The organism is Arthrobacter sp. 10T416, from assembly GCF_056394165.1.
Genome location: NZ_JBFTHI010000009.1, coordinates 64,654 through 89,510 on the forward strand (window position 1 = coordinate 64,654; position 24,857 = coordinate 89,510).

Annotated in this window: 27 protein-coding genes and 1 tRNA gene; 8 read left to right on the forward strand and 20 right to left on the reverse strand. The window is 68.7% G+C overall.

The genetic code is table 11. The features are described from left to right. Nucleotide 1: 1 nt before the first annotated feature. The 5 genes from AC1DBE_RS10965 to AC1DBE_RS10985 all read right to left on the reverse strand — a co-directional run bounded on the left by AC1DBE_RS10965 (nt 2) and on the right by AC1DBE_RS10985 (nt 5,818). Complete coding sequence (locus tag AC1DBE_RS10965; protein WP_476970529.1) at nt 2–1,336, reverse strand: MFS transporter; 1,335 nt, start codon at nt 1,334–1,336, stop codon at nt 2–4. Then, nucleotides 1,333–1,848 carry a winged helix-turn-helix transcriptional regulator gene (locus AC1DBE_RS10970; RefSeq protein WP_476970530.1) on the reverse strand — a complete coding sequence of 172 codons (516 nt, stop codon included), beginning with the start codon at nt 1,846–1,848 and terminating at the stop codon, nt 1,333–1,335. The genes AC1DBE_RS10965 and AC1DBE_RS10970 overlap by 4 nt, the downstream gene beginning before the upstream one ends. 83 nt (nt 1,849–1,931) lie before the next feature. Further along, nucleotides 1,932–3,221: a glycosyltransferase 87 family protein gene (locus AC1DBE_RS10975; protein ID WP_476970531.1), complete on the reverse strand. Its 1,290-nt coding sequence runs from the start codon at nt 3,219–3,221 to the stop codon at nt 1,932–1,934. A gap of 6 nt (nt 3,222–3,227) precedes the next feature. Next, a complete protein-coding gene (locus tag AC1DBE_RS10980; protein WP_476970532.1) occupies nt 3,228–4,415 on the reverse strand; it encodes a cystathionine gamma-synthase in 1,188 nt (395 codons plus the stop codon). 17 nt (nt 4,416–4,432) lie between these two features. Then, on the reverse strand, nt 4,433–5,818 hold the full coding sequence (locus AC1DBE_RS10985) for a cystathionine beta-synthase (protein ID WP_476970533.1): 1,386 nt from the start codon (nt 5,816–5,818) through the stop codon (nt 4,433–4,435). 131 nt (nt 5,819–5,949) lie between these two features. Between AC1DBE_RS10985 and AC1DBE_RS10990 the strand changes: the two genes are divergently transcribed. Beyond that, nucleotides 5,950–7,083 carry an SLC13 family permease gene (locus AC1DBE_RS10990; protein WP_476970587.1) on the forward strand — a complete coding sequence of 378 codons (1,134 nt, stop codon included), beginning with the start codon at nt 5,950–5,952 and terminating at the stop codon, nt 7,081–7,083. A gap of 10 nt (nt 7,084–7,093) precedes the next feature. Here AC1DBE_RS10990 and AC1DBE_RS10995 read toward each other — a convergent pair whose 3' ends face one another. Next, nucleotides 7,094–7,531, reverse strand: coding sequence for a VOC family protein (locus AC1DBE_RS10995; RefSeq protein ID WP_476970534.1), 438 nt, complete (start codon nt 7,529–7,531; stop codon nt 7,094–7,096). Nucleotides 7,532–7,708: 177 nt separating this feature from the next. On the opposite strand from AC1DBE_RS10995, the gene AC1DBE_RS11000 reads away from it, so the two are divergent. Then, complete coding sequence (locus AC1DBE_RS11000) at nt 7,709–8,689, forward strand: DNA-3-methyladenine glycosylase family protein (RefSeq protein ID WP_476970535.1); 981 nt, start codon at nt 7,709–7,711, stop codon at nt 8,687–8,689. Nucleotides 8,690–8,751: 62 nt separating this feature from the next. On the opposite strand, the gene AC1DBE_RS11005 is transcribed toward AC1DBE_RS11000, so the two are convergent. Then, nucleotides 8,752–10,428 (reverse strand): AMP-binding protein, encoded by a 1,677-nt coding sequence (locus AC1DBE_RS11005; protein WP_476970536.1) that lies wholly within the window; start codon nt 10,426–10,428, stop codon nt 8,752–8,754. 112 nt (nt 10,429–10,540) lie between these two features. Between AC1DBE_RS11005 and AC1DBE_RS11010 the strand changes: the two genes are divergently transcribed. Further along, entirely contained in the window at nt 10,541–10,819 is a 279-nt protein-coding gene (locus AC1DBE_RS11010) for a putative quinol monooxygenase (RefSeq protein ID WP_476970537.1), read from the forward strand. Between the two features lie 127 nt (nt 10,820–10,946). Here the strand turns inward: AC1DBE_RS11010 and trxA are convergent, their stop codons facing one another. From trxA to AC1DBE_RS11050, 8 genes are all read right to left on the reverse strand, one after another. Beyond that, entirely contained in the window at nt 10,947–11,354 is a 408-nt protein-coding gene (trxA, locus tag AC1DBE_RS11015; RefSeq protein WP_476879527.1) for a thioredoxin, read from the reverse strand. 67 nt (nt 11,355–11,421) lie between these two features. Further along, the gene (locus tag AC1DBE_RS11020; protein WP_476970538.1) at nt 11,422–11,967 is read right to left on the reverse strand and encodes an acyl-CoA thioesterase; all 546 of its coding nucleotides are present in this window, start codon (nt 11,965–11,967) and stop codon (nt 11,422–11,424) included. A gap of 54 nt (nt 11,968–12,021) precedes the next feature. Further along, on the reverse strand, nt 12,022–12,747 hold the full coding sequence (locus AC1DBE_RS11025; protein ID WP_476970539.1) for a Type 1 glutamine amidotransferase-like domain-containing protein: 726 nt from the start codon (nt 12,745–12,747) through the stop codon (nt 12,022–12,024). Nucleotides 12,748–12,777: 30 nt separating this feature from the next. Beyond that, entirely contained in the window at nt 12,778–13,182 is a 405-nt protein-coding gene (locus tag AC1DBE_RS11030; protein WP_476879530.1) for a VOC family protein, read from the reverse strand. A gap of 52 nt (nt 13,183–13,234) precedes the next feature. Further along, a complete protein-coding gene (locus AC1DBE_RS11035; RefSeq protein WP_476970540.1) occupies nt 13,235–13,807 on the reverse strand; it encodes a GNAT family N-acetyltransferase in 573 nt (190 codons plus the stop codon). 52 nt (nt 13,808–13,859) lie between these two features. Beyond that, nucleotides 13,860–15,023 carry an EAL domain-containing protein gene (locus AC1DBE_RS11040; RefSeq protein WP_476879532.1) on the reverse strand — a complete coding sequence of 388 codons (1,164 nt, stop codon included), beginning with the start codon at nt 15,021–15,023 and terminating at the stop codon, nt 13,860–13,862. Continuing rightward, on the reverse strand, nt 15,020–15,196 hold the full coding sequence (locus tag AC1DBE_RS11045) for a DUF1059 domain-containing protein (RefSeq protein WP_476903126.1): 177 nt from the start codon (nt 15,194–15,196) through the stop codon (nt 15,020–15,022). Before AC1DBE_RS11045 ends, AC1DBE_RS11040 begins: the two co-directional genes overlap by 4 nt. Nucleotides 15,197–15,316: 120 nt before the next feature. Continuing rightward, a complete protein-coding gene (locus AC1DBE_RS11050; RefSeq protein ID WP_476880274.1) occupies nt 15,317–15,709 on the reverse strand; it encodes a DUF7793 family protein in 393 nt (130 codons plus the stop codon). A 145-nt stretch (nt 15,710–15,854) separates the two neighbouring features. On the opposite strand from AC1DBE_RS11050, the gene AC1DBE_RS11055 reads away from it, so the two are divergent. Then, a complete protein-coding gene (locus AC1DBE_RS11055; RefSeq protein ID WP_476970541.1) occupies nt 15,855–16,568 on the forward strand; it encodes an alpha/beta fold hydrolase in 714 nt (237 codons plus the stop codon). 134 nt (nt 16,569–16,702) lie between these two features. On the opposite strand, the gene AC1DBE_RS11060 is transcribed toward AC1DBE_RS11055, so the two are convergent. Then, a tRNA-Tyr gene (locus AC1DBE_RS11060) sits at nt 16,703–16,784 on the reverse strand. Nucleotides 16,785–16,934: 150 nt separating this feature from the next. Continuing rightward, nucleotides 16,935–17,189 (reverse strand): hypothetical protein, encoded by a 255-nt coding sequence (locus AC1DBE_RS11065; protein ID WP_476970542.1) that lies wholly within the window; start codon nt 17,187–17,189, stop codon nt 16,935–16,937. Between the two features lie 202 nt (nt 17,190–17,391). Here AC1DBE_RS11065 and AC1DBE_RS11070 point away from each other — a divergent pair, with 202 nt between their 5' ends. Continuing rightward, nucleotides 17,392–17,883: a YajQ family cyclic di-GMP-binding protein gene (locus AC1DBE_RS11070; protein WP_476880277.1), complete on the forward strand. Its 492-nt coding sequence runs from the start codon at nt 17,392–17,394 to the stop codon at nt 17,881–17,883. Between the two features lie 144 nt (nt 17,884–18,027). Here the strand turns inward: AC1DBE_RS11070 and htpX are convergent, their stop codons facing one another. Continuing rightward, nucleotides 18,028–18,897, reverse strand: coding sequence for a zinc metalloprotease HtpX (gene htpX, locus AC1DBE_RS11075; protein ID WP_476970543.1), 870 nt, complete (start codon nt 18,895–18,897; stop codon nt 18,028–18,030). 64 nt (nt 18,898–18,961) lie between these two features. Beyond that, nucleotides 18,962–20,233, reverse strand: a complete 1,272-nt coding sequence (locus tag AC1DBE_RS11080) for an MFS transporter (RefSeq protein ID WP_476970544.1) — start codon at nt 20,231–20,233, stop codon at nt 18,962–18,964. Nucleotides 20,234–20,314: 81 nt separating this feature from the next. Here AC1DBE_RS11080 and AC1DBE_RS11085 point away from each other — a divergent pair, with 81 nt between their 5' ends. From AC1DBE_RS11085 to AC1DBE_RS11095, 3 genes are all read left to right on the forward strand, one after another. Next, nucleotides 20,315–20,782 (forward strand): Fur family transcriptional regulator, encoded by a 468-nt coding sequence (locus AC1DBE_RS11085; RefSeq protein ID WP_476970545.1) that lies wholly within the window; start codon nt 20,315–20,317, stop codon nt 20,780–20,782. 24 nt (nt 20,783–20,806) lie between these two features. Then, nucleotides 20,807–22,306 carry a catalase gene (locus AC1DBE_RS11090; protein WP_476970546.1) on the forward strand — a complete coding sequence of 500 codons (1,500 nt, stop codon included), beginning with the start codon at nt 20,807–20,809 and terminating at the stop codon, nt 22,304–22,306. A 113-nt stretch (nt 22,307–22,419) separates the two neighbouring features. Then, nucleotides 22,420–23,055: a DUF2461 domain-containing protein gene (locus tag AC1DBE_RS11095; protein WP_476970547.1), complete on the forward strand. Its 636-nt coding sequence runs from the start codon at nt 22,420–22,422 to the stop codon at nt 23,053–23,055. A gap of 135 nt (nt 23,056–23,190) precedes the next feature. Here AC1DBE_RS11095 and AC1DBE_RS11100 read toward each other — a convergent pair whose 3' ends face one another. Beyond that, nucleotides 23,191–24,762 (reverse strand): APC family permease, encoded by a 1,572-nt coding sequence (locus AC1DBE_RS11100; RefSeq protein ID WP_476970548.1) that lies wholly within the window; start codon nt 24,760–24,762, stop codon nt 23,191–23,193. Between the last annotated feature and the right edge of the window lie 95 nt (nt 24,763–24,857).

Genomic DNA, 24,857 nt, shown 5'->3' on the forward strand with positions numbered 1-24,857 from the left:
CCTAGGCCGGGACCGGAACCGCGGCCTTCTTCCCGGCGTCCTTGCGGATGGTTGCGCTGATGACGGCGGCGATGGTGCACATGGCCGCGGCGGCGAACCATGCGTAGGTGTACTGTCCTGTCGCGTCGCGGACGGCACCGGCTGCCAGCGCCGCCGCGGCCGCGCCGAGCTGGTGCGCGGCGAAGACCCAGCCGAACACCACGCTGCCGTCCGCGCCGAACACCTGCCGGCAGATGGCGGCCGTCGGCGGCACGGTGGCCACCCAGTCCAGGCCGTAGATGACCACAAAGACGATCATGCTGGGCTGCACCTCGGCGCTGAGCAGGAGCGGCAGCACCAGCAGCCCGATCCCGCGGAACTGGTAGTAGACGGCGAGCAGGATCCGCGGATTGAAGCGGTCGGTCAGCCAGCCCGAGGCGATGGTGCCGATGATGTCGAAGATTCCGACGACGGCGAGCAGGCCGGCGGCCGTGGTTTCGGGCATCCCGTGGTCGTGCGCCGAGGGGATGAAGTGGGTGCCGATCAGGCCGTTGGTGGTGGCGCCGCAGATGGCGAAGCCTGCCACCAGCGCCCAGAAGGTCCGCACCTTGCTGGCGCGCTTGAGGACCTGCAGCGCACGGACGGCGGCGTTCCGGCTGGGCTCCCCGGAAGCCGTGGCGGCTGTCTCGGCGGCGCCGGCGTCGGCGTCATCCGCAACCGGTGTAGCGCCGTAAGGCTGCGCCCCGACGTCGGCCGGTGAGTTTTTCAGGAACTTCAGCACCAGCGGCACCACGGCCAGGGCGCCTGCGGCGATCAGCAGGGAGGCCTGCCGCCAGCCCGGGCTCTGGGCGAGGGCAGCGATAAAGGGGAGGAAGACCAGCTGTCCGGCGGCGCTGCCCGCGGTGAGGATGCCGATGACCAGGCCGCGGCTTTTGACGAACCAGGTGTTGGCGATGGTGGCGGCGAAGACCAGGGCCATGGACCCGGTGCCGAGCCCGATCAGCAGCCCCCAGGTCAGCAGGATCTGCCAGGACTGGTTGACCAGCACGGTCAGGGCGCTGCCGGCCCCGATCAGCACCAGCGCCACGGCAGTGACCGCGCGGATGCCGAAGCGCTCCATCAAGGCTGCGGCGAACGGGGCCGTCAGTCCGAACAGCACCAGGTTGATGCTGACGGCGGCGGAGAGGACAGTGGTGGACCAGCCGAACTCGGTCTGCAGCGGCACCATCAGCACGCCCGGGGCGGCCCGGAACCCTGCGGCGCCCACCAGCGCCAGGAAGGCGACGGCGGCGACCATCCAGGCCGGATGCAGGCGGCGCCGGGCCGTGGGTCGGGGGGTGGTCTGCTGTGCGCTCATGCTGCGGATCCGTCCGTGCTGGCCGCCGGTGCGGTGGCGAGGGGTACCGGCGCGGCGGTCCGGGTGAGGCTGTGCCAGCTAGTGTTGTCTGCGGTGAGCCGCTCCCCGCAGGCCGTACAGGTGTCGGCCGAGGTGGTGCGCTGGCCGCAGCCGCGGTGCACCACGTACATGTGGGCCTGGTCCGACGGCGCGGGCAGGTGCTTCTCGGCCCAGATCACGACGGCGTTCAGCACCGGGAGGGCGTCCTCACCCTTGGCGGTCAGCACGTACTCCTGGCGTTGCCGGCCGCCGTCGTCGTAGGGGCTGCGGGTGAGCAGACCGGCGTCGACTAGTGCCGCGAGCCGCCGGGTGAGGACCGAGTCCGCCGCCCCGAGCCGTGCCTTGATGGCCTCGAAGCGGCCGTTGCCGAAGAAGATTTCGCGCAGGACCAGCATGCCCCACGGGTCGCCGAGGATGTCGAGGCCCCGGGCCATGCTGCAGGTGCGCCCGGACCAGTCGGATCGAAGTGCCATGCCGTGAACCGTAGCTGACTTTCTTCAAGAAAGCCATACCTCGCGCCGAGTTGGCTAGGCCGCCAGGGCCGTGCGGGGCGGAGCTAGGCCGCCGGGAGCCCGTCCGCCCGCAGCGCGGCGCGGGACGGCCGGTAGGCCAGGGCCCAGTAGGCCAGCATCGCCGTCCCGCACACCACGCCCAGGCTGGCGAGCGTGAGCTGCCACTGGGTGACCGGGTCCTTGCCCCACTCGTGCGCCCCGGCCAGCACGGCCAGGTACTTCGGCGTGAGGTAGAACGCGACGGCGGACGCGGCCACGATGATCCAGCCGGCCAGCCGCATCCGGCCGTTGCGGGAGGGAACCCGGTGGATCGCGAAGCCCATGCACGGCAGCGCCACGGCCATCCAGACCCAGTGGTGCGACCAGGACACGGGGCTGATCAGGAGCATCAGCAGGGCGGTGGCGGACACCGCAACGAAGTTTTCGTCCGCGTCGACAGCCCACTTGATCACCAGCGCGGCCACGGCGGCCAGCGCCAGGGCCAGCACCAGCCAGATCATCGAGGTCAGGGTCGAATCCGGCAGTCCCAGGTGCAGCAGCAGGCCCTTGACCGAGAGGTTGTCCACGTACCCGGGACCGCCGATCCGTCCGGTATCCGGCAGGATCTTGGTCCAGAACGTCACCGAGGCCGCGGGCAGGAGGGCCCACGCGAGGCCGATGGAGCCGAAGAAGCCGGCGGCCATCCAGCCGAGGGCCTTGAAGTCGCGCCGCACCAGGAAGTAGAGGCCGAATGCGAGCGGCGTCAGCTTGATGCCGGCCGCGATGCCGATCAGCAGGCCCGCCGGCCAGCGGACTTCCCCGGCCCGGGATTTTCCGTACAGCGCGAAGTCGGCCAGGATCAGGCCCATCAGGATGATGTTGATCTGGCCGAAGTCGAAGGTGTCCCGCCACGGCCCCAGCAGCAGGATCGCCGCGGTGCCGGCCAGGGCGACGGCCCGGAAGCGCCAGTCCGCGACGGCGGCCCACCAGCCCCCCAGCCCGAAGTAGTGCCGGGTGAGCCAGGCGGAGACGACGCCGGCGCCGAGCAGCGCGGTCGAAATGAAGATCAGGCTGCCGGTGCCCTGGCCCAGGGCGGCCATGGCGGCGAAGATCAGCGCCGCGAACGGCGGGTACGTGAACGGGAGCCCGTCCCGGGGGGCGTAGAGCTCGTTGACGCCCGCCTCGCCGGTCTGCAGCACGCGGTTCCCGCCGTAGAAGTAGACCTCGAAGTCGTTCATCAACGGGATATACGCCGAGTACAGCACCACCAGGGCGGCGACGACGGCGGCCGCTCCGGCCGCCGTCGCAATCCAGCCGCGGGTGGTGGAGCCGGCTGCCCTGGACGTGACGGTCACCGGAGGCTAGCTGCCCGTCTGAATGCGCGCGAACGCCTGCTCAAGGTCCGCGATCAGGTCCTCGACGTCCTCGATGCCGCAGGAGAGCCGGATCAGGTTCTCCGGGACGGCCAGTTCGGTGCCCTTGACCGAGGCGTGCGTCATCTCGGAGGGGTAGTTCATCAGCGACTCGATGCCGCCGAGGGACTCGGCCAGGGTGAACACCGACGTGGACTCGGCCACGGTGCGTGCCGCTGCTTCGCCGCCCTTGAACTGCACGGAGATCATGCCGCCGAACTTCTTCATCTGCTTCTTGGCCAGCTCGTGGCCCGGGTGGGAGGGCAGGCCCGGGTACAGGACGGCCTCCACTTCGGGACGCTCCAGCAGCCACTCGGCCACTGCCTGCGCGTTGTCGCTGTGCCGGTCCATCCGCACACCGAGGGTCTTGAGCCCGCGGGTGGTGAGGAAGGCATCCATCGGGCCGGAGACGGCACCGACGGCGAACTGCACGAAGCCGATCTTCTCGGCCAGCTCCGCGTCATTGACGATGATCGCGCCGCCGACGACGTCGGAGTGGCCGCCGATGTACTTGGTGGTGGAGTGCACCACGATGTCGGCGCCGAGGGCCAGCGGGTTCTGCAGGTACGGCGAGGCGAAGGTGTTGTCCACCACGAGGAGGGCACCGGCGTCGTGCGCCACCTTGGCGAGCGCCTTGATGTCGGTGATTTTCATCATCGGGTTCGACGGCGTCTCCACCCACACGAGGCGGGTCTTGTTGGCGGCGACGGCCTTGGCGACGGCGTCGAGGTCGGACATGTCCACCGGGGTGTTGCCGATCCCCCACTCGCCCAGGACCCGGCTGATCAGCCGGTACGTGCCGCCGTAGGCGTCGTTCCCGAGCACAATGTGGTCGCCGGGACGGGTGAGGGCGCGGATCATCGAATCCTCCGCGGCCAGGCCCGAGCCGAAGGAGAACGCGGCGGTGCCGCCCTCCAGCGCGGCGAGCTGCTCCTGCAGCGCGTCACGGGTGGGGTTGGTGCCGCGGCCGTATTCGTAGCCGGCGCGGAGGCCGCCGATCCCGTCCTGGGCGTAGGTGGAGGAGAAGTGCACCGGGGGCACCACGGCGCCGGTGCGCGGTTCGAAGGCCTGGCCGGCGTGCACGGCGCGGGTGTTGAAGCCGGCGCTGGTCGTGGAAGAGCTTTCTGGCTGGGACATGGGACTCCTTGAACTTGTCAGTTGCTGAGGTAGGCGAGGAGGTCGTGGCGGGTCAGGATCCCCACCGGGGCGCCGACGAACGTCACCATAAGGGTGTCGGTGTCGGAGAGGAGCTCGCGGGCCGCGGAGATCGATTCGAGCGAACCGATGACCGGCAGGCGGGCCTCCATGTGCTCGGAGATCTTGTCGGTGAGGTTCGCCTCGCCGCGGAAGAGCTTGGCGGTCAGGGTGCGTTCGTCCACGGCACCGAGAACCTCGCCCATCACCACGGGCGGCTCCTGCGAAAGCACCGGGATGTGCGAGACGCCGTATTCGTTCATGATGTTGATGACGTCGCGGACGCTCTCGTTGGGGTGGATGTGCACCAGGTCCGGCAGCTCGCCGGTCTTGGCCTTGAGCACCTCGCCCACCGATGCCTCGTCGCCGCCGGACAGGAAGCCGTAGCTGCGCATCCACTGGTCGTTGAAGATCTTGGCCAGGTAGCCGCGGCCGGAATCGGGCAGGATAACGACGACGACGGCGTCCGCCGGCAGGTCCTTGGCGGCCTGCAGGGCGGCGACGACGGCCATGCCGGAGGACCCGCCGACCAGCAGGCCCTCTTCGCGGGCCAGGCGGCGGGTCATGGCGAACGAATCGGCGTCGCTGACGGCGATGACGTCGTCCGGCACCGCCTTGTCGTAGTTGGCCGGCCACATGTCCTCGCCGACGCCCTCAACGAAGTAGGGCCTTCCGGTGCCGCCGGAGTAGACCGAGCCGGACGGGTCGGCGCCGATGATCTTGACCACGCCGCCGTCGGCAGCGGAACGGTCCGCGGAGACTTCCTTGAGGTACCGGCCGGTGCCGGTGATGGTGCCGCCGGTGCCGGCGCCGATCACGCAGTGCGTGATTTTGCCGTCGGTGTCCTGCCAGATTTCCGGGCCGGTGGACTCGTAGTGGCTGGCGGGAGCGGCGGGGTTGGAGAACTGGTCCGGCTTGTAGGCGCCGGGGATCTCGGTGACCAGGCGGTCCGAGACACCGTAGTAGCTCTGCGGGCTGTCGGGGGCGACGGCGGTGGGTGTGACCACAACTTCGGCGCCGTAGGCCTGAAGTACGGCGCGCTTGTCCTCGCCGACCTTGTCCGGGACCACGAAGATGCAGCGGTAGCCCTTCTGCTGCGCGACGAGGGCCAGGCCCACCCCGGTGTTGCCGGACGTGGGCTCCACGATGGTCCCGCCGGGCTGGAGCTTTCCGCTGCGCTCGGCCTCTTCGATCATCTTGGCGGCGATGCGGTCCTTGATGGAGCCGCCSGGGTTCAGGTATTCSAGCTTGACCAGGACCGTGGCGGCGATGCCCTCGGTGACGTGGTTGAGTTTGACGAGCGGCGTGTTGCCGATGAGGTCCAGGATGGACTGCGCGTACTTCATAGGTACAAAGTTACCGTCTTTGCACCGGGGACCACGTCGCGGTGCCGCCGCCGCCCGGCAGGTGCGACGATTAGCCGGTGAAGAAACGGTCCTGGTGGAAGACGCTGCGGAGCTACCTGGTTCCGGGCGGCATGCTCGTCGTCGGCGCCCTGGCACTGGCCACCGGCCTGCTGCCCTGGCCCGCGTTCGAGGAGCTCACCGGCCGCACCGTCCCCGTGCTGGGATTTGTGGTGGCGATGTCCCTGGTCACCGAACTGGTGGACGACGCCGGGTTGTTCCGGACCGTCACGGACCGGCTGGCCGCACTGGGCCGCGGCCGGGTGCTCCTCCTGTGGTTCCTGGTGATCGCGCTGGCGACAGTGTCCACTGTGTTCCTGTCGCTGGACACGACGGCGGTGCTGGTGACGCCCGTCGTCGTCCTGCTGGCCGTCCACGCCCGGATTCCGCCGCTTCCGTTCGCCCTGACCACCATCTGGCTCGCCAACACGGCCTCGCTGCTGCTGCCGGTGTCCAACCTGACCAACCTGCTGGCCCAGTCGCGGCTGGGCCTGAGCCCGGCGGCGTTCGCATCGCTGGTGTGGGCGCCCGCGCTCGTCGGGATCCTGTTGCCACTGGTCCTGCTCTGGCTGGCGTTCCGCAAAGACCTGCGCGGCCGGTACGAGCCGCAGCCGGCCCACCGGGTGCGGGACAAGGTGCTGCTCTACTCCTCGGCCGGGGTGCTGCTGCTGCTCCTGCCGGCCCTGGTATCGGGGATTCCGGTCCAGTACCCCGCCGTAGCCGCGGCCGCGGCGCTCCTGGTGCTGTTTCTGTGGCGCCGCCGGTCGAGCCTGCGCTGGTCCATGATTCCGTGGCGGCCGCTGATGCTGACCGTCGGGCTGTTTATGGTGGTGGAGGCCCTGCACGCCAATGGCCTGGCCAGGGTCCTTGCCGGCGTCGCGGGTTCCGGGGACAGCCTCCCGGCCCTACTGCAGCTGGCCGGGCTCGGGGCTGGCGCGGCGAACGCGGTCAACAACCTCCCCGCCTACCTCGCGCTGGAACCGGTGGGCGGTTCGCCGGTGCGGCTCGCGGCCCTGCTGATCGGGGTCAACCTGGGCCCCCTCGTGAGCCCGTGGGCGTCACTGGCGACCCTGCTGTGGCACGAGAGGCTGCGCGCCCTCAACGTCGAGATCCGCTGGGGCGGCTTCGCTTTGGCCGGCCTGGCCGCCGTCGTCCTGACCGTCCCGGCGGCGGTGGTGGTCCTATGGCTGGCCAGCGGCATGCACTAGGCAGCCGCGCTCAGGCGCCGATGTCGTTGCCGGCACTCCCCGCGGGCGCGTCTCCGGGGGCCTCCCCCGCGTCGGGTACGTTCTGCCACAGCCCCACCACGTTGCCTTCGGTGTCCTTGAAGTACGCGTTCCAGCCCATGCCGGGGACCTCCATCTTTTCCCGGTGAACTGAACCGCCGAGGGCCACGATCTGCCGCAGGGCGTCGTCAATGTCCTCGACGTCCACGGTGACCACCGGCGTGGTCAGATCCGAGCGGCGGAACAGGCCGCCGTTGATCGATCCGGCCACGGCGGGCCGGCCGTCGTCGCCCATCGGGGTGGTCATCGCCAGGCTGTAGTCCATCTCCGGCATAACCTGGAAACCCCAGCCGAACACCGAGGTGTAGAACTCCCGGGCGCGGTTCTCGTCGTCCGCGGGAAGTTCAAAGTGCACCACTCCACCAGCCATCACACTCTCCTGACCGCTATCGGCTCCGCACCCGGGGCGGGCACGGACATCCATGCATCAGCCGGATTCTAGTCCCGCCCGGCACTCCCGGATAAGGGCCGCCCGGCACGGGGCCGCACGCAGCCGCGGCCCTTGGCGGATGCTCCGGCCGTCGGCCCGTCGTGGGATCATAGTCCGGTGACTTCAGCAGAACTTCCCGCCTGCGCCCCTGCCGCGGCGGACGCTTCTCTGCGCTGGCATCCGGGCGGGCCGTTCGACCTGATGCAGACCCTCGGAACCCTGCGCCGGGGCCACGGCGATCCGTCCATCCGGGTCGCCCCGGACGGCTTCTGGATGGCGTTTACGACGCCGGCAGGCCCGGCGACGCTCCGCCTGGCGTCCGGCGGCCCTGCGGCTGCGCCCTGGGTTGAGGCCCGCGCCTGGGGGCCCGGGGCGGCGGAGGCGATCGGCGCCGTTCCGCGGCTGCTGGGGCGCGACGACGACTGGAGCGCCTTCGACGAACCCGGCTTCCACGCCACACTCCCCCGCATGGTGGTCGAGGCCCGGCGCCGGAACCTCGCCCTCAGGCTTCCCTCCACGGGCCGGATGGTCGATGCCCTGGTGCCCACCATCATGGAGCAAAAAGTCACGGTGATCGAGGCCCGCCGCGGTTACCGCTACCTGGTGTACCGTTTCGGAACCCCGGCCCCCGGTGCGGGTACCGTAGCCCCGGTCGGCTTGCTGCTCCAGCCCACGCCCGCGCAGTGGTTGCGGATTCCGTCGTGGGAGTGGCACAAGGCCGGGGTTGGCCCGCAGCGGTCGGCCACCATCATGCGGGCCCTGCGGTCCGCGGCCGCCCTGGAGCGACTGGCAGAGCTCCCCGCCGCGGAAGCGGGCGCCAAGCTGCAGACCATTCCCGGCGTCGGCGTCTGGACGGCCGCCGAGGTGGTGCAGCGCACGCACGGGTGCCCGGACTCCATCGCGGTGGGCGACTACCATCTGGCGGCCTACGTCGGCGCGGCACTGACCGGGCGCCGGACCGACGACGCGGGGATGCTGCGGCTCCTGGCTCCCTGGGCCGGGCACCGCCAGCGCGTGGTGCGGATGATCGGCCTCAGCGGATTCCGCAAACCCGTCTTCGGTCCGCGGATGACCATCCAGGACCACCGCGCGCACTAGACCGGGCGCTTCGGGCCGAGAGCCCGCCCTGCCTCCACTCCGGGGCATCCATCCCGGGGGGACTACAGATGCAGCCGGGCCACGGCCTCCTGCCGCATATCCACCTTGCGGATCTTCCCGGAGACCGTCATCGGGAAACTGTCCCGGACGTCGACGTAGCGCGGGATTTTGTAGTGTGCGAGCTTGCCGCGGCAGTAGCCAGCAAGGGCCGCGGCATCCAGCGGCGCAGCCCCGGGCTTGAGGATGATGCAGGCCATCAGTTCCTCGCCATAGGTGGCATCCGGGACGCCGATCACTTGGACGTCCTGGACGTCGGGGTGGCTGTAGAGGAACTCCTCGATCTCGCGCGGGTAGATGTTTTCGCCGCCGCGGATCACCATGTCCTTGATCCGGCCCTCGATGACCAGGTAGCCGTCCTGGTCCATCCGGGCGAGGTCCCCGGTGTGCATCCAGCCCTCGGCGTCGATGGCCTCGGCGGTCTTGTCCGGCTGGTTCCAGTAGCCCTGCATCACGGAGTATCCGCGGGTGCACAGCTCGCCGATTTCCCCGCGCTGGGACGTCTCCCCGGTGGCCGGGTCCACGATCCTGCTCTCCAGGTGCGGCATGGTCCGGCCTACGGTCTCGGTGCGCTGGGCCATGGTGTCGCCGTCGCGCGTCATGGTGGACACGGGCGAGGTCTCCGTCATGCCGTAGCAAATGGCGACGTCGCGCATGTTCATCTCCGAGATCACCCGGTTCATCACCTCGATGGGGCACAGCGAGCCCGCCATGACCCCGGTGCGCAGCGTGGAGAGGTCGTAGCTGCTGAAATCCGGGAGGGCGAGCTCGGCGATGAACATGGTGGGCACGCCGTACAGCGACGTTCCGCCGAAGTCCTGCACGGATTCCAGGGCGGCGGCCGGCGTGAATCCGCGGCCCGGGATGATGGTGGCCGCACCGTGGCTGAAGGCTGCAAGGTTGCCGATCACCATCCCGAAGCAGTGGTAAAAGGGCACCGGCAGCACCACGCGGTCGTGCTCGGTATACGCCAGCAATTCACCGATGGAGTAGCCGTTGTTGAGCAGATTGTGGTGCGTGAGCGTGGCGCCCTTGGGGAAGCCGGTGGTGCCGGAGGTGTACTGCAGATTGATGGGGTCGTGCGGGGTGAGCTCGGCCATCCGCGCTTTGAGTCCGGAGTGCGCGACGTCGTCCGCCCGCCGCAGCAGTTCGGCGAATGTTTGTTCCGCGCTGCTCTCCGGGTCCCCGGCGGTGAGGCCCGGCAGCCCGCCGTCGGGCAGGAACACCAGTTCGTGCAGTTCAGGGCACGCGGCCAGGGCCTGCCGGGCCATGGCGGTGTAGTCGCTGTTTTTGTCCGACGGCGCCGCGACCAGCATGCGCATGCCGTTTTGTTTGACCACGAACTCGAGTTCGTGGCTGCGGTAGGCCGGGTTGACGTTGACCAGGATCGCCCCGATCTTCGCCGTGGCGTACTGCAGGATGGTCCATTCGGCGCAGTTCGGGCTCCAGATGCCCACCCGCTCGCCCTTGGCCACGCCGACCGCCAGCAGCGCACGGGCCAGCCGGTCGACGTCGTCGTTCATCTTGGTGTAGCTCCACCGGCGGGCTTCCCCGCCGGGAACCGCGGCGGCCTCGATCAGGGCGTCGTGGAAGGGGAACCGGGCGACGATCCGCTCGAAGTTCTCGCCAATGGTCTCATCGAGCAGCGGGACGTCAGTGTCCCCGGCTGTGTACGCAAGCATGGTGCGACGCTACCAACAGGCGGCCGGCAAGAGAAGGGTGAAGCGTGGAAGTCCTAGGAAATCTTCCCGCCGGTTTCCGATGACAACGCGGCCGTTCGGTAGGGTGAAAGGCATGAGCGCACCCATTGACCTGCTGGCCACTTTCATCCCCAACGAGGGCGAATTCTTCCGCGTGAAGCTCGCCCTGGAAATCGCCATCGACGAGGTGGTCAACGAGCCCGGCTGCCTGCGCTACGAACTCACCGAAGCGACCGAGGACAAGCTGGTCCTCACCGAACAGTGGGCCTCCCAGGAAGACCTGGACAAGCACTCCAAGGGCACGGCGGTGCAGGACCTCAACGAGTCGCTGAGCGCGCTGCTGGCCGAGCCGGTGAAGCTGGAAAAGCTCTAGGCTCCCGAAACTCCAACAAAAACGCGGGGCCACTCCGCGCCGGCAGTCCCTCTCGGGACGGGCGCGGGGTGGCCCCGCGGTGTTGGGTCGTGGCCCGGGGCGTCGGCCCGGGATCCGAGTCCCGGGACTAGGCGTCCGGGATCTGCGTGCCGTCCTGCGGGGTAGCGGCGGCCTCGGCTTGGGAGCGGGCCACGTGTGCGTGGACTTCCTCCATGTCGAGGGCCTTGACGGCGTCGACAACCTGCTCCAGCTGCTGGGCATTCAGCGCGCCGGGCTGGGAGAACACCAGCACCTTTTCGCGGAAAGCCATCAGCGTGGGGATGGAGGTGATACCGGCCTCGGCTGCGAGCTGCTGCTCCGCCTCGGTGTCCACCTTGGAGAACACCACGTCCGGGTGCTTCTCCGAGACGGCCGAGTACGTGGGGCCAAACTGCTTGCACGGGCCGCACCATTCGGCCCAGAAGTCTACGAGGACAATGTCGTTGTCCTCGACGGTCGATGCGAACTGTTCACCTGTAATGTCTACGGTTGCCATGGTTCAACGGTACGCGAGGCGCCTGCGAAAGTCCCCCGCGTTTCGCTGTTGGCACATCCCTGCCGGACTAGGCCCAGGCGTGCGGGGCAGCGCGGCGGGCGCCCGGCAGCGCGTTGGTTTCCCGCCATTCGTGGATCCAGGCGGGCAGCTCCAGGTCCGCCGGCGGGGCGCCGAATTCGCGGATGATCTCGTCCTGGCTGACCGGCTTTCCCTTGCTGACCAGTCGGGTGGCGATGTGGGCACGCGCGTAGATTTCGCCGTCCACCACCATGCGCTGTTCGAAATAGATCGCCTTCTCATCCAGCCCGATGATCCTGGTCTCGATGGAGTACTGCTGCCAGAGCTGCAGGGAGCGCCTGAATGCGATGGTCTCCCCCGCGGCCATCGGCGTCCAGCCGCGCCGGCGCATCGCCTTCCAGATGCCGCTGCGCGCCATCAGGTCGAAACGGCCCAGGTCCATCAGGGAAAAATACATGCCGTTATTGACATGCATGGCGATATCGATGTCCGTGGGCAGCACGCGCAGCGGCAGCGAGGACGCGTCCCAGATGCTCAGTGGCGGGCGCCGCGAGGACGTGAGGAGCAGGAGGAGGGTGCGCAGAAGCAGGTGCATGAACAACATGTTACCCGTCAGTAACAACGGGCGGCAAGGGTGATCTTGCCGGACTCAGCCGGCGCTGAGGACGGCTACGGCCGCCTTGTTCCCGGCGCCCCGGATGGACCAGCAGTTCCCGGTGCCGATGACCTCCATGTCCGCCAGGTCCGCGTGCCGGAGCACTAGGGCCGTGTTCTCGTCCACCGCCACTGCCCGGTCCACGAGTCCGCCAGCCACGGCAGCCACCGCCCGGCTCAGGGTTCCGGCCTGCGCGGCATGGACATCCACGGCGAACGGGACCAGCCCCAGCCCGTCGCGAACCTCCAGCTCGTCGAGTCCTTCGGAGCACTCCTCCGAGCAGACCTCGACGCCGCGGAGCCGGTAGCCGCCTACCAGCGCATGCTGCGGCGCGATCATGGCACCGGCCGAGAAGCCCAAGTAGGCCACACCGTCCGCGGCCGCAGACCGGATGGCCTGAGCCGAACCCTGCAGGCCGGCCAGATACTCGGGCGTCGGGCCGCCGCCGACGACAATCCCGTCGACGCCGTCGAACATCCCAGGGTCAGCCGGTTCGTGGGAGCGGATGAGGACCGGCGCCACCTCGCAGCCCAGGCGGGAATGCAGCGGCTCCAGGTAGGCGGGCAGGAAGTACTCCGCGCTGCCTTCGCGGTCAAAGAGCACGACGGCGACCCGGGCGGTGCGTCCGCCTGCGCGGCGCCGAACGCCGTCGGCGAAGCGGTCGAAAACGACCGGAGTTGTGACGGTATCCGGTCCGCCGCCGGCCAGGATGATGTTCATGGGTATTACGGTACCCGCCGGGCCTTCGCCTCAGTCGGCCGCGATCAGCTCCACTTCGAAGCCGTCGGAGTTGACCAGGTAGGCGGCAAAGTGTTCCGGGCCGCCGGCATGGGGGTACGTCTCCGGGAACAGTTCGGTCCAGCCGCGGGCCGGGGCGTCCGCGGCCACGGCGTCCACCTGCGCCCGGGTCCCGGCCCAGAACGCCAGGTGGTTCAGCCCGGGAGCGGTGCGGTGATGGGCCCGGCCGCTCAGGTCCGGTGACTCCTCAACCACGATGTACGTGGGCCCGCGCCGCCAGCTCCGCCCGTGCGTCCAGTCCTGGTGCTGGTCATAGCCGAGCCGGGCCAGCAGCCAGCCCCACTCCTCCCGCGCACGGCCCAGATGGGGTACCCACAGCTCGACGTGGTGCAGGGCACCGAACGATTCGACAGTCACCGTCAGAGTCTCCCATGCGGCCCGGGTCTGGCCCCGGCGCGGTGACCGTCCCTCAGTCCAGGATGCGCTGGAACAGGACGTGGTCCTGCCAGGCGCCGGCGATCTGCAGGTAGTCGGGGGCGAACCCGATTTCCCGGAACCCGGCCCGCTGCAGCACCTTCTGCGAGGCGGCATTGTGCGGCAGGGTGGCTGCCTGGAGGCGGTGCAGCCCCAGTTCGGCACGCGCGGCCGCCACAACGTGGGCGACGGCGGCCGAGGCAATGCCCCGGCCGGACAAATCCCCATCCACCCAGTACCCGAGGTTGGCGCTAAGGAACGGTCCGCGCACGATCCCGCTCAGGGTCATGGTGCCCACGGCACGGTCACCGGCCACCAGGATCCACGGGACCGCTGCGCCGTCGGCGAACTCGTCGAGCTTTGCGCCGATGCTGGCGCGCTGGCCGTCCGTGGTGAAGAACCCGTCCGGACGGACGGGTTCCCAGGGCGCCAGGTGGTCACGGTTGCGCCGGTAGGCGGCGCCCAGCAAGACCGCGTCGGAGACGCGGAGCGGCCGGATGCTGATCCCGCCGGGCAGCTCCGCCGCCAACGGGTCACGCGGGTCACGCGGGTCATCGGGGAAAGGCATACCCTCATCCTCGCACCGCGACCGACGGCGGCCGGCCCGCCTTCAGGTGGGCCTAGCCGGCCGCCGGCTCTTCGGTGCCGGCGAGCGCCACGATCATCCGCTCCATCCGGGCAACGCCGGCGAAGCGGCCGGCGTTGTCGGTCACCAGGAGCATGTCGAACCGTTGGTTCCGCGGCCTGGTCATCGAGCGGGCGAGCGCCTGGCTGAGCGGGGTATCAAGGTTCACCCGCATCCCCGGGCTCACCACCCCCAGGGCGGAAGCACCGGCGTCGAGCACCGCCACGGGCCGCAGATGGTCACCCAGCAGCACCACGGCCTCCAGCGCGGGGTTCCCGGCAAAGGCCTCGGCCGCCTGGGTGACTCCTGCCGCCGTCGTCGCCGGCTCGACGACATCGCGGATGACTGTTTTGTGGGCCACGGGCCGGGTGCTGGCCAGGCGGTGGGCCAGGTCCAGGTCGATGCCGGCCCACGGCGGCGCGGGCCGGGCGAGGTGGTATCCCTGAACGAGGGGCACACCCAGGGCCACCAGCGCGTCGAGTTCCTCGGCCCGTTCCACACCCTCGGCGAGGATCCACGCATCCACACGGCTCGCAAACGCGCCCAGCATGTCAATCAGGGCCCGCTTGGCCTCATCGCGGTCCACGTCCTGGATCAGGGCGCGGTCGATCTTGATCATGGCCGGCCGCAGGGCCAGCAGGTGGCGCAGTCCCGCGTAACCGGCTCCGGCGTCGTCGACGGCGATCAGCGCGCCGGCCGCCCGCAGCTGGTTCAGGTCCGGTTCGAGTTCCACGTAGGACTCGATCGGGGTCTGCTCCGTGAGCTCGACGATGAGGCCGTCCAGCCTGCCCTCGTCGCGCCAGACGCTGCGGATACATTCCGAGGTCAGGAGCTCCGGTGAGACGTTGACGGTCATAAAGCAGTTCGGCGGCAGCGCGGGCCGGGCCTGGAGTGCCGTCCGGAGGGCCGCCGCTTCCAGCTCGGCGGCCCTGCCGTTCCTGCGGGCGGCCGCGAACCACACTTCGGGGTTCTTCTCCGTGTAGCCCGGGAAACGCGCCAAGGCCTCATAGCCCACCACTGTGCCGCGCGCGGTATCAACAATGGGCTGGTAGGCCGCGGCCAGGCCTTCGCCGCGGCAGGCCGCGGTGAGGTTGGCGTCCCAGTCAGGCCGCCCCTCTGCGCCTGCTCCGGCGGGCCCGCCGCCGGCAGTCGGTATCAACTAACCGGGACGATGGCTTTGTGGACCGATTCCACGAGTTCGGCGGGCAGCTCGGTCAGTCCGTGCACGGCAGCCGCGTGGGCGCCCACCTGGACGAGGATTTCGTCCTCGGTGCTGCAGACCCAGCGGGATTCACAACCCGGTACGACGTCACCACATGCAAAAGACTTCACTTCAGCTCCTCAGGCTCAACTGTTAACGCGCCAACCCTACTCCGCAGTAACGTCAAAGCCGGCCAACCTCGCGGGCCCATATGTTGGGGTGTCGCGGGGAGGGCCGACGGCGGGGCCGGTTCAGGTGGCGAGGGGCAGCGCTTCCTCGCAGAGGGCAGGTTGGGCAAGCCACTCCAGGGCTTCATCACTGGAGGTGAAATAGCGTTGCGGGCAGTCGTTGCCGCGGCGCATCCAGGCGGCGACCACCCGGTCCACGTTGGATTCGCCTACCAGGGCCACGGAAGAGACAAACCGGCTCTCCAGGTAATGGTTGCGGGCACCGGCCGTGAGTTTGACGTCGCTGATGTCGATCATCAGGGGCAGCATTCGGCCCGCGCTGATTTTCATGATCGCGAGGACCGATTCGGCGGCGTCGGCTGTTTCGAGCACTGTCCCGCCGGCCCAGACCAACTGCAGGATTCCGCTTTCGTCCAGGGTGAGCGTGCCCTTGCCGGATGCCAGAACTATGTCCATGTGTTTCCCTTCCTGCGCCAGAGTAGCGCCTCCGTAGCGAAATAGTGACGTTGACCACTTTTCCCGACACGAAAATGACGTTTCGGCCCCCACCAGGCCTGCGTTGCGCCTCCCGTCCGGCGAGCGGATCGCGTAGGGTGCGGCCATGGACATCATCCTCGTTCCCGGTTTTTGGTTGGACGCATCGTCATGGTCGGAGGTCACCCCGCCGCTGGAGGCCGCGGGGCATCGGGTCCACCCGTTGACCTTGCCCGGACTGGAGGCGGCCGACGCACCCCGCGGGGGTATCGGCCTGCAAACGCACATCGACGCCGTCGTCACCGCAGCGGACAGCATCGCGGGTCCGGTGGTGCTGGTGGGCCATTCCGGCGGTGGCGCGATCATCCACGGCGCCGTGGACGCGCGGCCGGACCGCGTAGCCCGCGCCATCTACGTGGACAGCGGACCGCTGGGGGAAGGCGGAGTGGTGAACGATGAACTGCCGGCCGACGGCGACGACGTTCCGCTGCCGCCGTGGGAGCTCTTCGACGACGAGGACCTGGTGGATCTGGACGAGGAACTGCGCGCCGCCTTCCGCGCCCGCGCCATCCCGGAGCCCAAGGGTGTGGCCTATGACAAGCAACGGCTCCACGATGAGCGCCGCTACAACGTCCCCGCCACCATCATCGCCTGCGAGTTCCCCTCATCCATGCTGCGCGAGTGGATTGCAGCGGGCCATCCGTTCGTGGCCGAACTCTCCCGCATCCGCGACGTCGACTACGTGGACCTGCCCACCGGGCACTGGCCGCAGTTCACCAAGCCCGCGGAACTGGGGGCGGCCATCCTTGCCGCGGTGGAGCGGACTCCGGCCGCCCCGTAGCCGCGGGGGTTGGTCGGCCCCGTGCCCTTCGAGGCGGGCGCCGGGCAGCTGCCTGCCGCCGTCGGACCCCTGGGCCGCCGTCAGGCAAAGAAAAAGCCTCCGGAACCGTGTGGTTCCGGAGGCTTTTCCAAGGGTGGCAGATGAGGGATTCGAACCCCCGTAGGCGTTGCCAGCTGATTTACAGTCAGCCCCCTTTGGCCGCTCGGGTAATCTGCCGAACTTCAAAAGAAGATCACTCGCGGCTTCCGTCATTGGAGCGTCTGTTTCCAGTCCGTTCCGCTTCCAGCAACCGCGGGCAAGACAACTTTACAGAACTTCCGCCGAAGAATCGAATCGGCGCCGCGGGGCCCGTCCCGGCCCGGAATATCAGGCTTCGCCGAGGATGCGGCCGGCCAGTTTGGCCTCGAACTTGGCCGCCTGCTCGGGCGTGATCTGGTTCAGCTGCACGGCCCGGGCCAGGTCGGCCTGCACGCCGTCCATACGGGAAGATGCAGCCGCGGCCGGGCTCAGGATGATGGAGGCCGCCACCGCCGCAGCGGCCACGGTCGTCACCGCCGTCGTCAGGGAACCCGCGGCGGCGGCGGTGGTGCTGGTGACGTACTGGACGGCCTTGCGGTGCATGTGCGTTGCCTTTCGAGCGGCTTCTACGACTCGTACAACTCTGCCGAACGAAGCTTCGTTCCCACTTTGGTTCAGCTATGAGCCGACTGTGAAGAAACGGCCGCCCGCCCGCACACCCGCTTCCCCGCCATCCGTACTAGGCTGGAATGCAGAAAACACCGCCCTTCGGCAGGGTGCCCCACCAACCATCAGGAGGACAGTCATGGCAGGCGAATCCACATTCGACGTCGTCAGCAAGGTCGACAAGCAGGAGGTCGCCAACGCGCTGAACCAGGCGCAGAAGGAACTCGCGCAGCGTTACGACTTCAAGGGCGTCGGCGCCGAGGTCGACTTCAGCGGCGAGAAGATCCTGATGAAGGCCAACTCCGAGGAGCGGGTGCTGGCCGTGCTTGACGTGCTGCAGTCCAAGCTCATCCGCCGCGGCATCTCGCTGAAGTCCCTCGACACCGGCGAGCCCTTCCCCTCCGGCAAGGAGTTCCGCCTCGAAGCCACCATCAAGGAAGGCATCGCGCAGGACCTGGCGAAGAAGATCAACAAGCTGATCCGCGACGAGGGCCCGAAGTCGGTCAAGTCCCAGATCCAGGGCGACGAGCTGCGGGTGACGTCCAAGTCCCGCGACGACCTCCAGGAGACCATGGCGCTCCTGAAGAACTTTGACGAGGCCGACCTGCAGTTCGTGAACTTCCGCAGCTAGGGTCCGTACCCCTCGACGCGCAAAAAGGCTGGCGCTACCGGTATTCCGGTAGCGCCAGCCTTTTTCTGCGTCGCGGGACAGAAGGCGCGTCGGCGGCCACGGGGCGCGTCCGCAGGTGCCGGCGGGCCGAGATCAACCTGAGGCCTACCCCAGCGGACGCCCGGCCATCCCCTCGAGCCGGCTGATCCGCTCCCCCATGGGCGGGTGGGTGGAGAACATCCGGGCCAGGCCGCCGCCGCGGAACGGGTTGGCGATCATCAGGTGCGAGGCGTTCACCAGGCGCTGGTCCTGCGGCAGCGGCGCGAGCTGCACGCCCTGCTCGATCTTGCGAAGGGCGGAGGCGAGCGCCAGCGGATCGCCGGTCAGCGCGGAACCGTCCTCGTCGGCGTCGTACTCCCGGGTCCGGGAGATGGCCATCTGGATCAGCGACGCGGCAAACGGCGCAAGGAGGGCCATGGCCAGCAGCGCGATCGGGTTGGCGTTCCGGCGGTCGCCGCCGCCGAAGAACAGCAGCATCTGGCCAACCGAGGTGATCACGCCGGCGACGGCGGCGGCCACCGACGAGGTGAGGATGTCCCGGTTGTAGACGTGCATCAGCTCGTGGCCGAGGACGCCGCGGAGCTCGCGGGCGTCCAGCAGCTGCAGGATGCCCTGGGTGCAGCACACCGCGGCATTCTGCGGATTCCGGCCCGTGGCGAAGGCGTTCGGCGCCATGGTCGGGGAGATGAAGATCCGGGGCATGGGCTGGTTGGCGCGGGCCGAAAGTTCCCGGACCATCTGGTGCAGCTGGGGCTCCTCGGCCTCCGTCACCGGATAGGCCTGCATGGACCGGATGGCGATCTTGTCACTGTTCCAGTACCCGTAGGCGGTGGTGCCCACGCCGATCAGCGCCATGATCCAGATGGGCGCCGAACTCCGCATGCCCGTCGCGATCAACGCCCCGAGGCCCAGCAGCACCGCCCAGAGCACGCCGAACAGGGCCGCCGTCTTCAGTCCGTTGTGATGGTTGTGCACTGATCCTCCCAAGCCGTGCTGCGGTCGGGTGTCCGCGCGGAGCACCCACCTAGGAAACGAACCGCTACGGAACCGGGTTCCGCGCGTCATACTTCAGGAAGCCGGACTGCCAGCGGGCCACAAGCCAGGCCACCACGGCACACAGCAAGCCGCCGGCCAGCAGCACCCAGCCCTCACTGAGGAGCTTAGTCGCACCGCCGGCCAGCATGTCGCCGATCCGGGGACCGCCCGCAACCACCACCACAAAGACGCCCTGCAGCCGGCCGCGGAGGTGGTCCGGCGTGGCCGACTGCAGGATGGTGGTGCGGAAAACGGCGCTGACGGAGTCGGCGATGCCGGCCAGCGCGCAGCACACCGCGGCGGGGACCAGCCACAGGGTCACACCGCCGGCCCCGGAGCGGCCCGCCAGTACGACGACGAGCCCCAGCCCCGCGATCGAGGCGCCCCAGCCCATCACGGACCAGACCACGGCCGCGCCCTGCGCACGGACTCCCCCGAGGGGCCCGGAGAAGAGCCCGGCAAGGAAGGCGCCGACGGCGGTCGAGGCGAGCAGCACACCGACCGTGGCCTCGCCGCCGCCGATCATCAGGGCGCCGATGGCAGGCAGCAGCGCGCGGGGCTGGGCGAGGATCATCGCCACCAGGTCGATCACAAACGTCATCCGCAGGTTGGGGCGGGTGCCCAGGAATCGGAAGCCCTCCACCACGGAGCGCAGGCCGGCCCGGTGCGACTCCCGCCCCGGCGGCATCGGCGGCAGCTTCAGCAGGGCCCAGACCACGAAGGCGAAGCTGGCCACGTCGATGGTGTAGGTCCAGGCGAACCCGACCGTGGCGACCAGCACGCCGGCCAGCAGCGGACCGGCGGTCATGGTCAGGCCGAAGATCATCATGCTCAGGGCGTTGGCTGCGGGCAGGAGTTCCTTGCGGACCAGGACCGGGATAATGGCGCTGCGGGCCGGCTGGTTGATTGCCTGCGCACCGCTCTGCACCGCGACCAGGGCGTACAGCAGCCAGACGTTGCCCAGGTGCAGCCAGGCCTGCAGCGCGAGCCCGACGGTGGTGAGCCACAGGACGGCGGAGGCGAGCAGGGCCACCTTGCGCCGGTCGTGGGCATCCGCGATGGACCCGCCCAGCAGCCCGCCAATCACCAGCGGAACCAGGGCGAAGATGCTCAGCAGGCCCACGTAGAGGCTGTCCTGGGTGAGCCGGTAGACCTCCAGGCTCACGGCCACGAGGGTGAGCTGGCTGCCCAGGGCGGAAGCGGCTGATCCCAGCCAGAGGCGGCGGAACGCCGGACTTTCGCGTAACGGCGTGATGTCCGCCAAGAATTTCCCCACCCGGCAACTCTAGTGGGACGCCCGGCCGAAATAAGCGCGCCCTTATTGTGAACAACTAAGAATAAGTGTTTGAATGGGGCCATGACGGATTCCGCGGACAGCAGCGAGGCATGGGCCACGGCCCTGCGCGCCCACGGCCGCCGCGTGACCAAACAGCGGCTGGCCGTGCTGGCCGCCGTCGCACGCCATCCGCATTCGCCGGCGGACGCCATCCTCGCCGCCGCCCGCGAGGAGCTGCCGGAACTGACCGCCCAGTCGGTGTACGTCGTCCTCGGCGACCTGACCGGGCTGCAGATGCTGCGCCGCTTCGAGCCGCCGCACTCCCCGGCCCTCTATGAGACGCGGGTGGGCGACAACCACCACCACGCCGTCTGCATCAGCTGCGGCCGCGTCGAGGACGTGGACTGCGCCGTCGGCCATGCGCCGTGCCTCACCCCGCACTGGGATGCCGGTTCCAAGCCGATGACCATCCAGATTGCGGATGTCCTGTACCAGGGCATTTGCGAGGACTGCCAGCGCACCCAAACACTTTCCGCCGACCGTAACTAAGTTAGAACCCGAAATAGGAGAATGATGACTCAGAACATCTCTGCGCCCGCAGTATCCACGACCCAAGCCGGTGCCCCTGTCACCTCCGACGCGCACTCGCAGTCCGTCGGCGCCGACGGCGCGATCATCCTGACCGACCACTACCTCGTGGAGAAGCTCGCCCAGTTCAACCGCGAGCGCGTGCCGGAGCGTGTGGTGCACGCCAAGGGCGGCGGCGCGTTCGGTATCTTCAAGACCACCGACGACGTTTCCCGCTACACCAAGGCCGCCCTGTTCCAGCCGGGCACCGAGACGGACATGCTCATCCGCTTCTCCTCCGTCGCCGGCGAAAACGGCTCCCCCGACACCTGGCGCGACCCCCGCGGGTTCGCCGTGAAGTTCTACACCACTGAGGGCAACTACGACCTCGTCGGCAACAACACCCCGGTGTTCTTCATCCGCGACGGCATCAAGTTCCCGGACTTCATCCACTCGCAGAAGCGCCTTCCGGGCACGCACCTGCGCGATGCCGACATGCAGTGGGACTTCTGGACCCTCTCCCCCGAGTCCGCCCACCAGGTCACCTGGCTCATGGGCGACCGCGGCCTGCCGGCTTCCTGGCGTGAAATGCAGGGCTACGGCTCGCACACCTACCAGTGGATCAACGCCGCGGGCGAGCGCTTCTGGGTCAAGTACCACTTCAAGTCCAACCAGGGCGTGAAGTCCATGAGCGGCGACGACGCCGAGGCACTGGCCGGCTCGGACGCGGACTTCTACATCCGCGACCTGCAGGAGAACATCGCCGCCGGCAACTTCCCCTCCTGGGACCTGCACGTCCAGGTCATGCCGTACGAGGACGCCAAGACCTACCGCTTCAACCCGTTCGACCTCACCAAGGTGTGGCCGCACAGCGACTACCCGCTGATCAAGGTCGGCACCATGGAGCTGAACAAGAACCCGGAGAACTACTTCGCGCAGATCGAGCAGGCCACCTTCGCGCCGTCGAACTTCGTGCCGGGCATCGCCGCCTCCCCGGACAAGATGCTGCAGGCCCGCATCTTCTCCTACGCCGACGCGCACCGCTACCGCGTGGGCACCAACCACGCCCAGCTGCCGGTGAACCTGCCCAAGAGCCAGGTCAACAACTACAGCCAGGACGGCGCCGGCCGGTACCACTTCAACGCCCCCTCCGTGCCGGTGTACGCCCCGAACTCCTTCGGCGGCCCCGCTGCCGTGGAGCCGCAGTCCCCGGCCGGCGGCTGGGAGCACGACGGCGAGCTGACGCTCTCCGCGCACTCCCTGCACGCTGAGGACAGCGACTTCGGCCAGGCCGGCACGCTGTACCGCGAGGTGTACGACGACGGCGCCAAGGCCCGCCTGCTGGACACCATCACCGGTGCGGTGAGCGGCGTCAAGAGCGCGGCCATCCGGGAACGTGCCATCCAGTACTGGACCAACGTCGACGCCGAACTCGGCGCCAAGCTGCGCGCCAACCTGGGTGCCGGCCAGGTGGAGTCCGACGCCGAGGCCGCCAACAAGGTCTAATCACCGCCACAACAAACGCCCCGCCACGGACTCCGTGGCGGGGCGTTTGGCGTTATCCACATGGCCGGGGATTCTGCTCGCCTCCGCGGACGGCGGCTCCGTAGGATTTGACCATGAGCGCATTTACAGGCATTCCGGCGGACGCCTTCCGGTTTTACGCCGACCTCGAAGAGAACAACAACCGCGACTGGTGGCTGGAGCACAAGCCTGTGTACGACGCCGCCGTGAAGGAACCGCTGACCCTGCTGCTGGCCGAGCTGGAGCCGCGTTTTGGCCCGGCAAAGCTCTTCCGGCCCAACCGGGATGTGCGGTTCTCGGCGGACAAATCGCCGTACAAGACCGCGCAGGGCGCCTTCGCGGCGCTGGACGAGGGCGTGGGTTTCTACCTCCAGCTCAGCGCCGACGGGCTCCTGGTCGGCGGCGGATGCCACACGTCCACGCCGGCCCAGGTGGCACGCTTCCGCGGCGCTGTGGACGCTCCCGCCAGCGGGGAGGCCCTCCAGGCGATCGTGGCCAAGGTCGCCGACGCCGGCTACGAGGTCGAGGGCGAGCAACTCAAGACCGTGCCGCGGGGCTTCGCGAAAGACCATCCCCGGGCGGAGTTGCTGAAGCACAAGTCCCTCACGGCCGGTGTGAACCTTGGCCAGCCCGGCTGGCTGGCCGGCCCAGGCGCCGTGGAGGAGGTGGCCAGGCGCTGGGAGGACCTGCGCCCGCTGGTGGAGTGGGAAGGCCGCTACGCCGCCCCCTGACGGTTACGCCGGGGCCCCGATGCCCGGGACGACAAACGCCGGGGCGGCACGGACCCGCCGGAGTTTCCAGCGGATTTGTGCGGCCCCGGCGTTGTCAATTCGGGCGGACGCTGATGCGCGGCCGTCTGCACCGGCTCAGGAGCGGGTGAAGGAGTCCTCGTCCTCGGTGGCGGCGGCCGGCCCGGTGTGGTCCGTGACCTGGTGGTCCGGGCTGTTGACGGCCGTCTTTGCCTCCGCAAACTTCTCGTTGAGGCGGGAGTGCCGCTTGCCGTAGGCGAAGTAGATCACAATGCCGATCACCAGCCAGATGGCGAAGAAGATCCAGGTTTCGACGGCCAGGTTGGTCATCAGGTACAGGCACAGCACGGCCGAGACCACGGGCAGCACCTTGCCGAACGGCACCCGGAACGCGGGCTTCAGGTCCGGGCGCTTCCGGCGGAGGACCAGGATGCCGAGGCTGACCATCACGAACGCGGAGAGCGTGCCGATGTTGATCATTTCCTCGAGCAGGTCCACGTTGGTGAGACCGGCCACCAGGGCCACGGCGGCGCCGCAGATGATCTGGAGGCGTGCCGGCGTCGCCCGGATGGTGCTGGTCTTCGAAAGGGACCGGGGCAGCAGGCCGTCGCGACTCATGGCCATCACCACACGGGAGAGGCCCATGAGCAGCACCATGATCACCGTCGTGAGGCCCACAAGGGAGCCGAAGGCGATGACCTTGGCGGCGTCGGTGTTGCCCACAGCTTCGAACGCGGTGGTCAGCGTGGGGTTCTTCGCCTCGGCCAGCTTGGTGTAGGAGACCATGCCGGTCAGGGCGAGCGAGACCAGGATGTAGAGCACGGTGACGATCGCCAGGCCGCCGAAGATGCCGCGCGGCAGGGTCTTCTGCGGGTTCTTGACTTCCTCTGCGGAGGTCGCGACGACGTCGAAGCCGATGAAGGCGAAGAACACCAGCGCTGCGCCGGCGAAGATGCCCAGGGTTCCGTACTGCGCGGGGGCGGCGCCGGTGAGAAAGCCGAAGAAGGACTGCTTKAGCACGTCGGTGGCTCCGGTGCCGCCGGTGGGCTCGGAGGCGGGGACGAACGGGGTGTAGTTCTCGAACTTCACGTAGCTGAAGCCGACGACGATCACGAAGAGCACCACGGCGATCTTGATCAGCGTGAACACGTTGCCGACGCGGGCGGACAGCTTTGTCCCCAGCACCAGCAGCACGGTAAACACGGCGACAATGAGGAAGGCGCCCCAGAACAGGTCCACGCCGCCCACTGAGATCGACGGCGGAACGTCCAGGCCCATCAGCGCGAAGACCTTGCTGAGGTAGATGCCCCAGTACTTGGCGATCACGGCGGCCGCGGTGAAGAGCTCCAGGATCAGGTTCCAGCCGATAATCCAGGCGAGGACCTCGCCCATGGTGGCGTAGGTAAAGACGTAGGCCGAGCCCGCCACCGGGATGGCCGTGGCGAATTCGGCGTAGCACATGATGGCGAGGGCGCAGGTGACAGCGGCGATCGCGAAGGAAATGGTGACAGCCGGGCCGGCGAAGTTGGCGGCAGCCTTGGCCCCGACCGAGAAGATACCGGCGCCGACAGCAACGGCGACGCCCATGATCATCAGGTCCCAAGTACTGAGCGAGCGCTTCAACTTGCGTCCGGGCTCATCGGCGTCCGCAATCGACTGCTCGATGGATTTGGTCCGGAAAAGGTTCATAGGAAGTCCAAAATTTCGGTAGCTGGTGGGGAAACAGACCTATTAAGGATAGTGTCCATCCACTGGACGGCCGCTTTTATCCCACTATGTGAGAC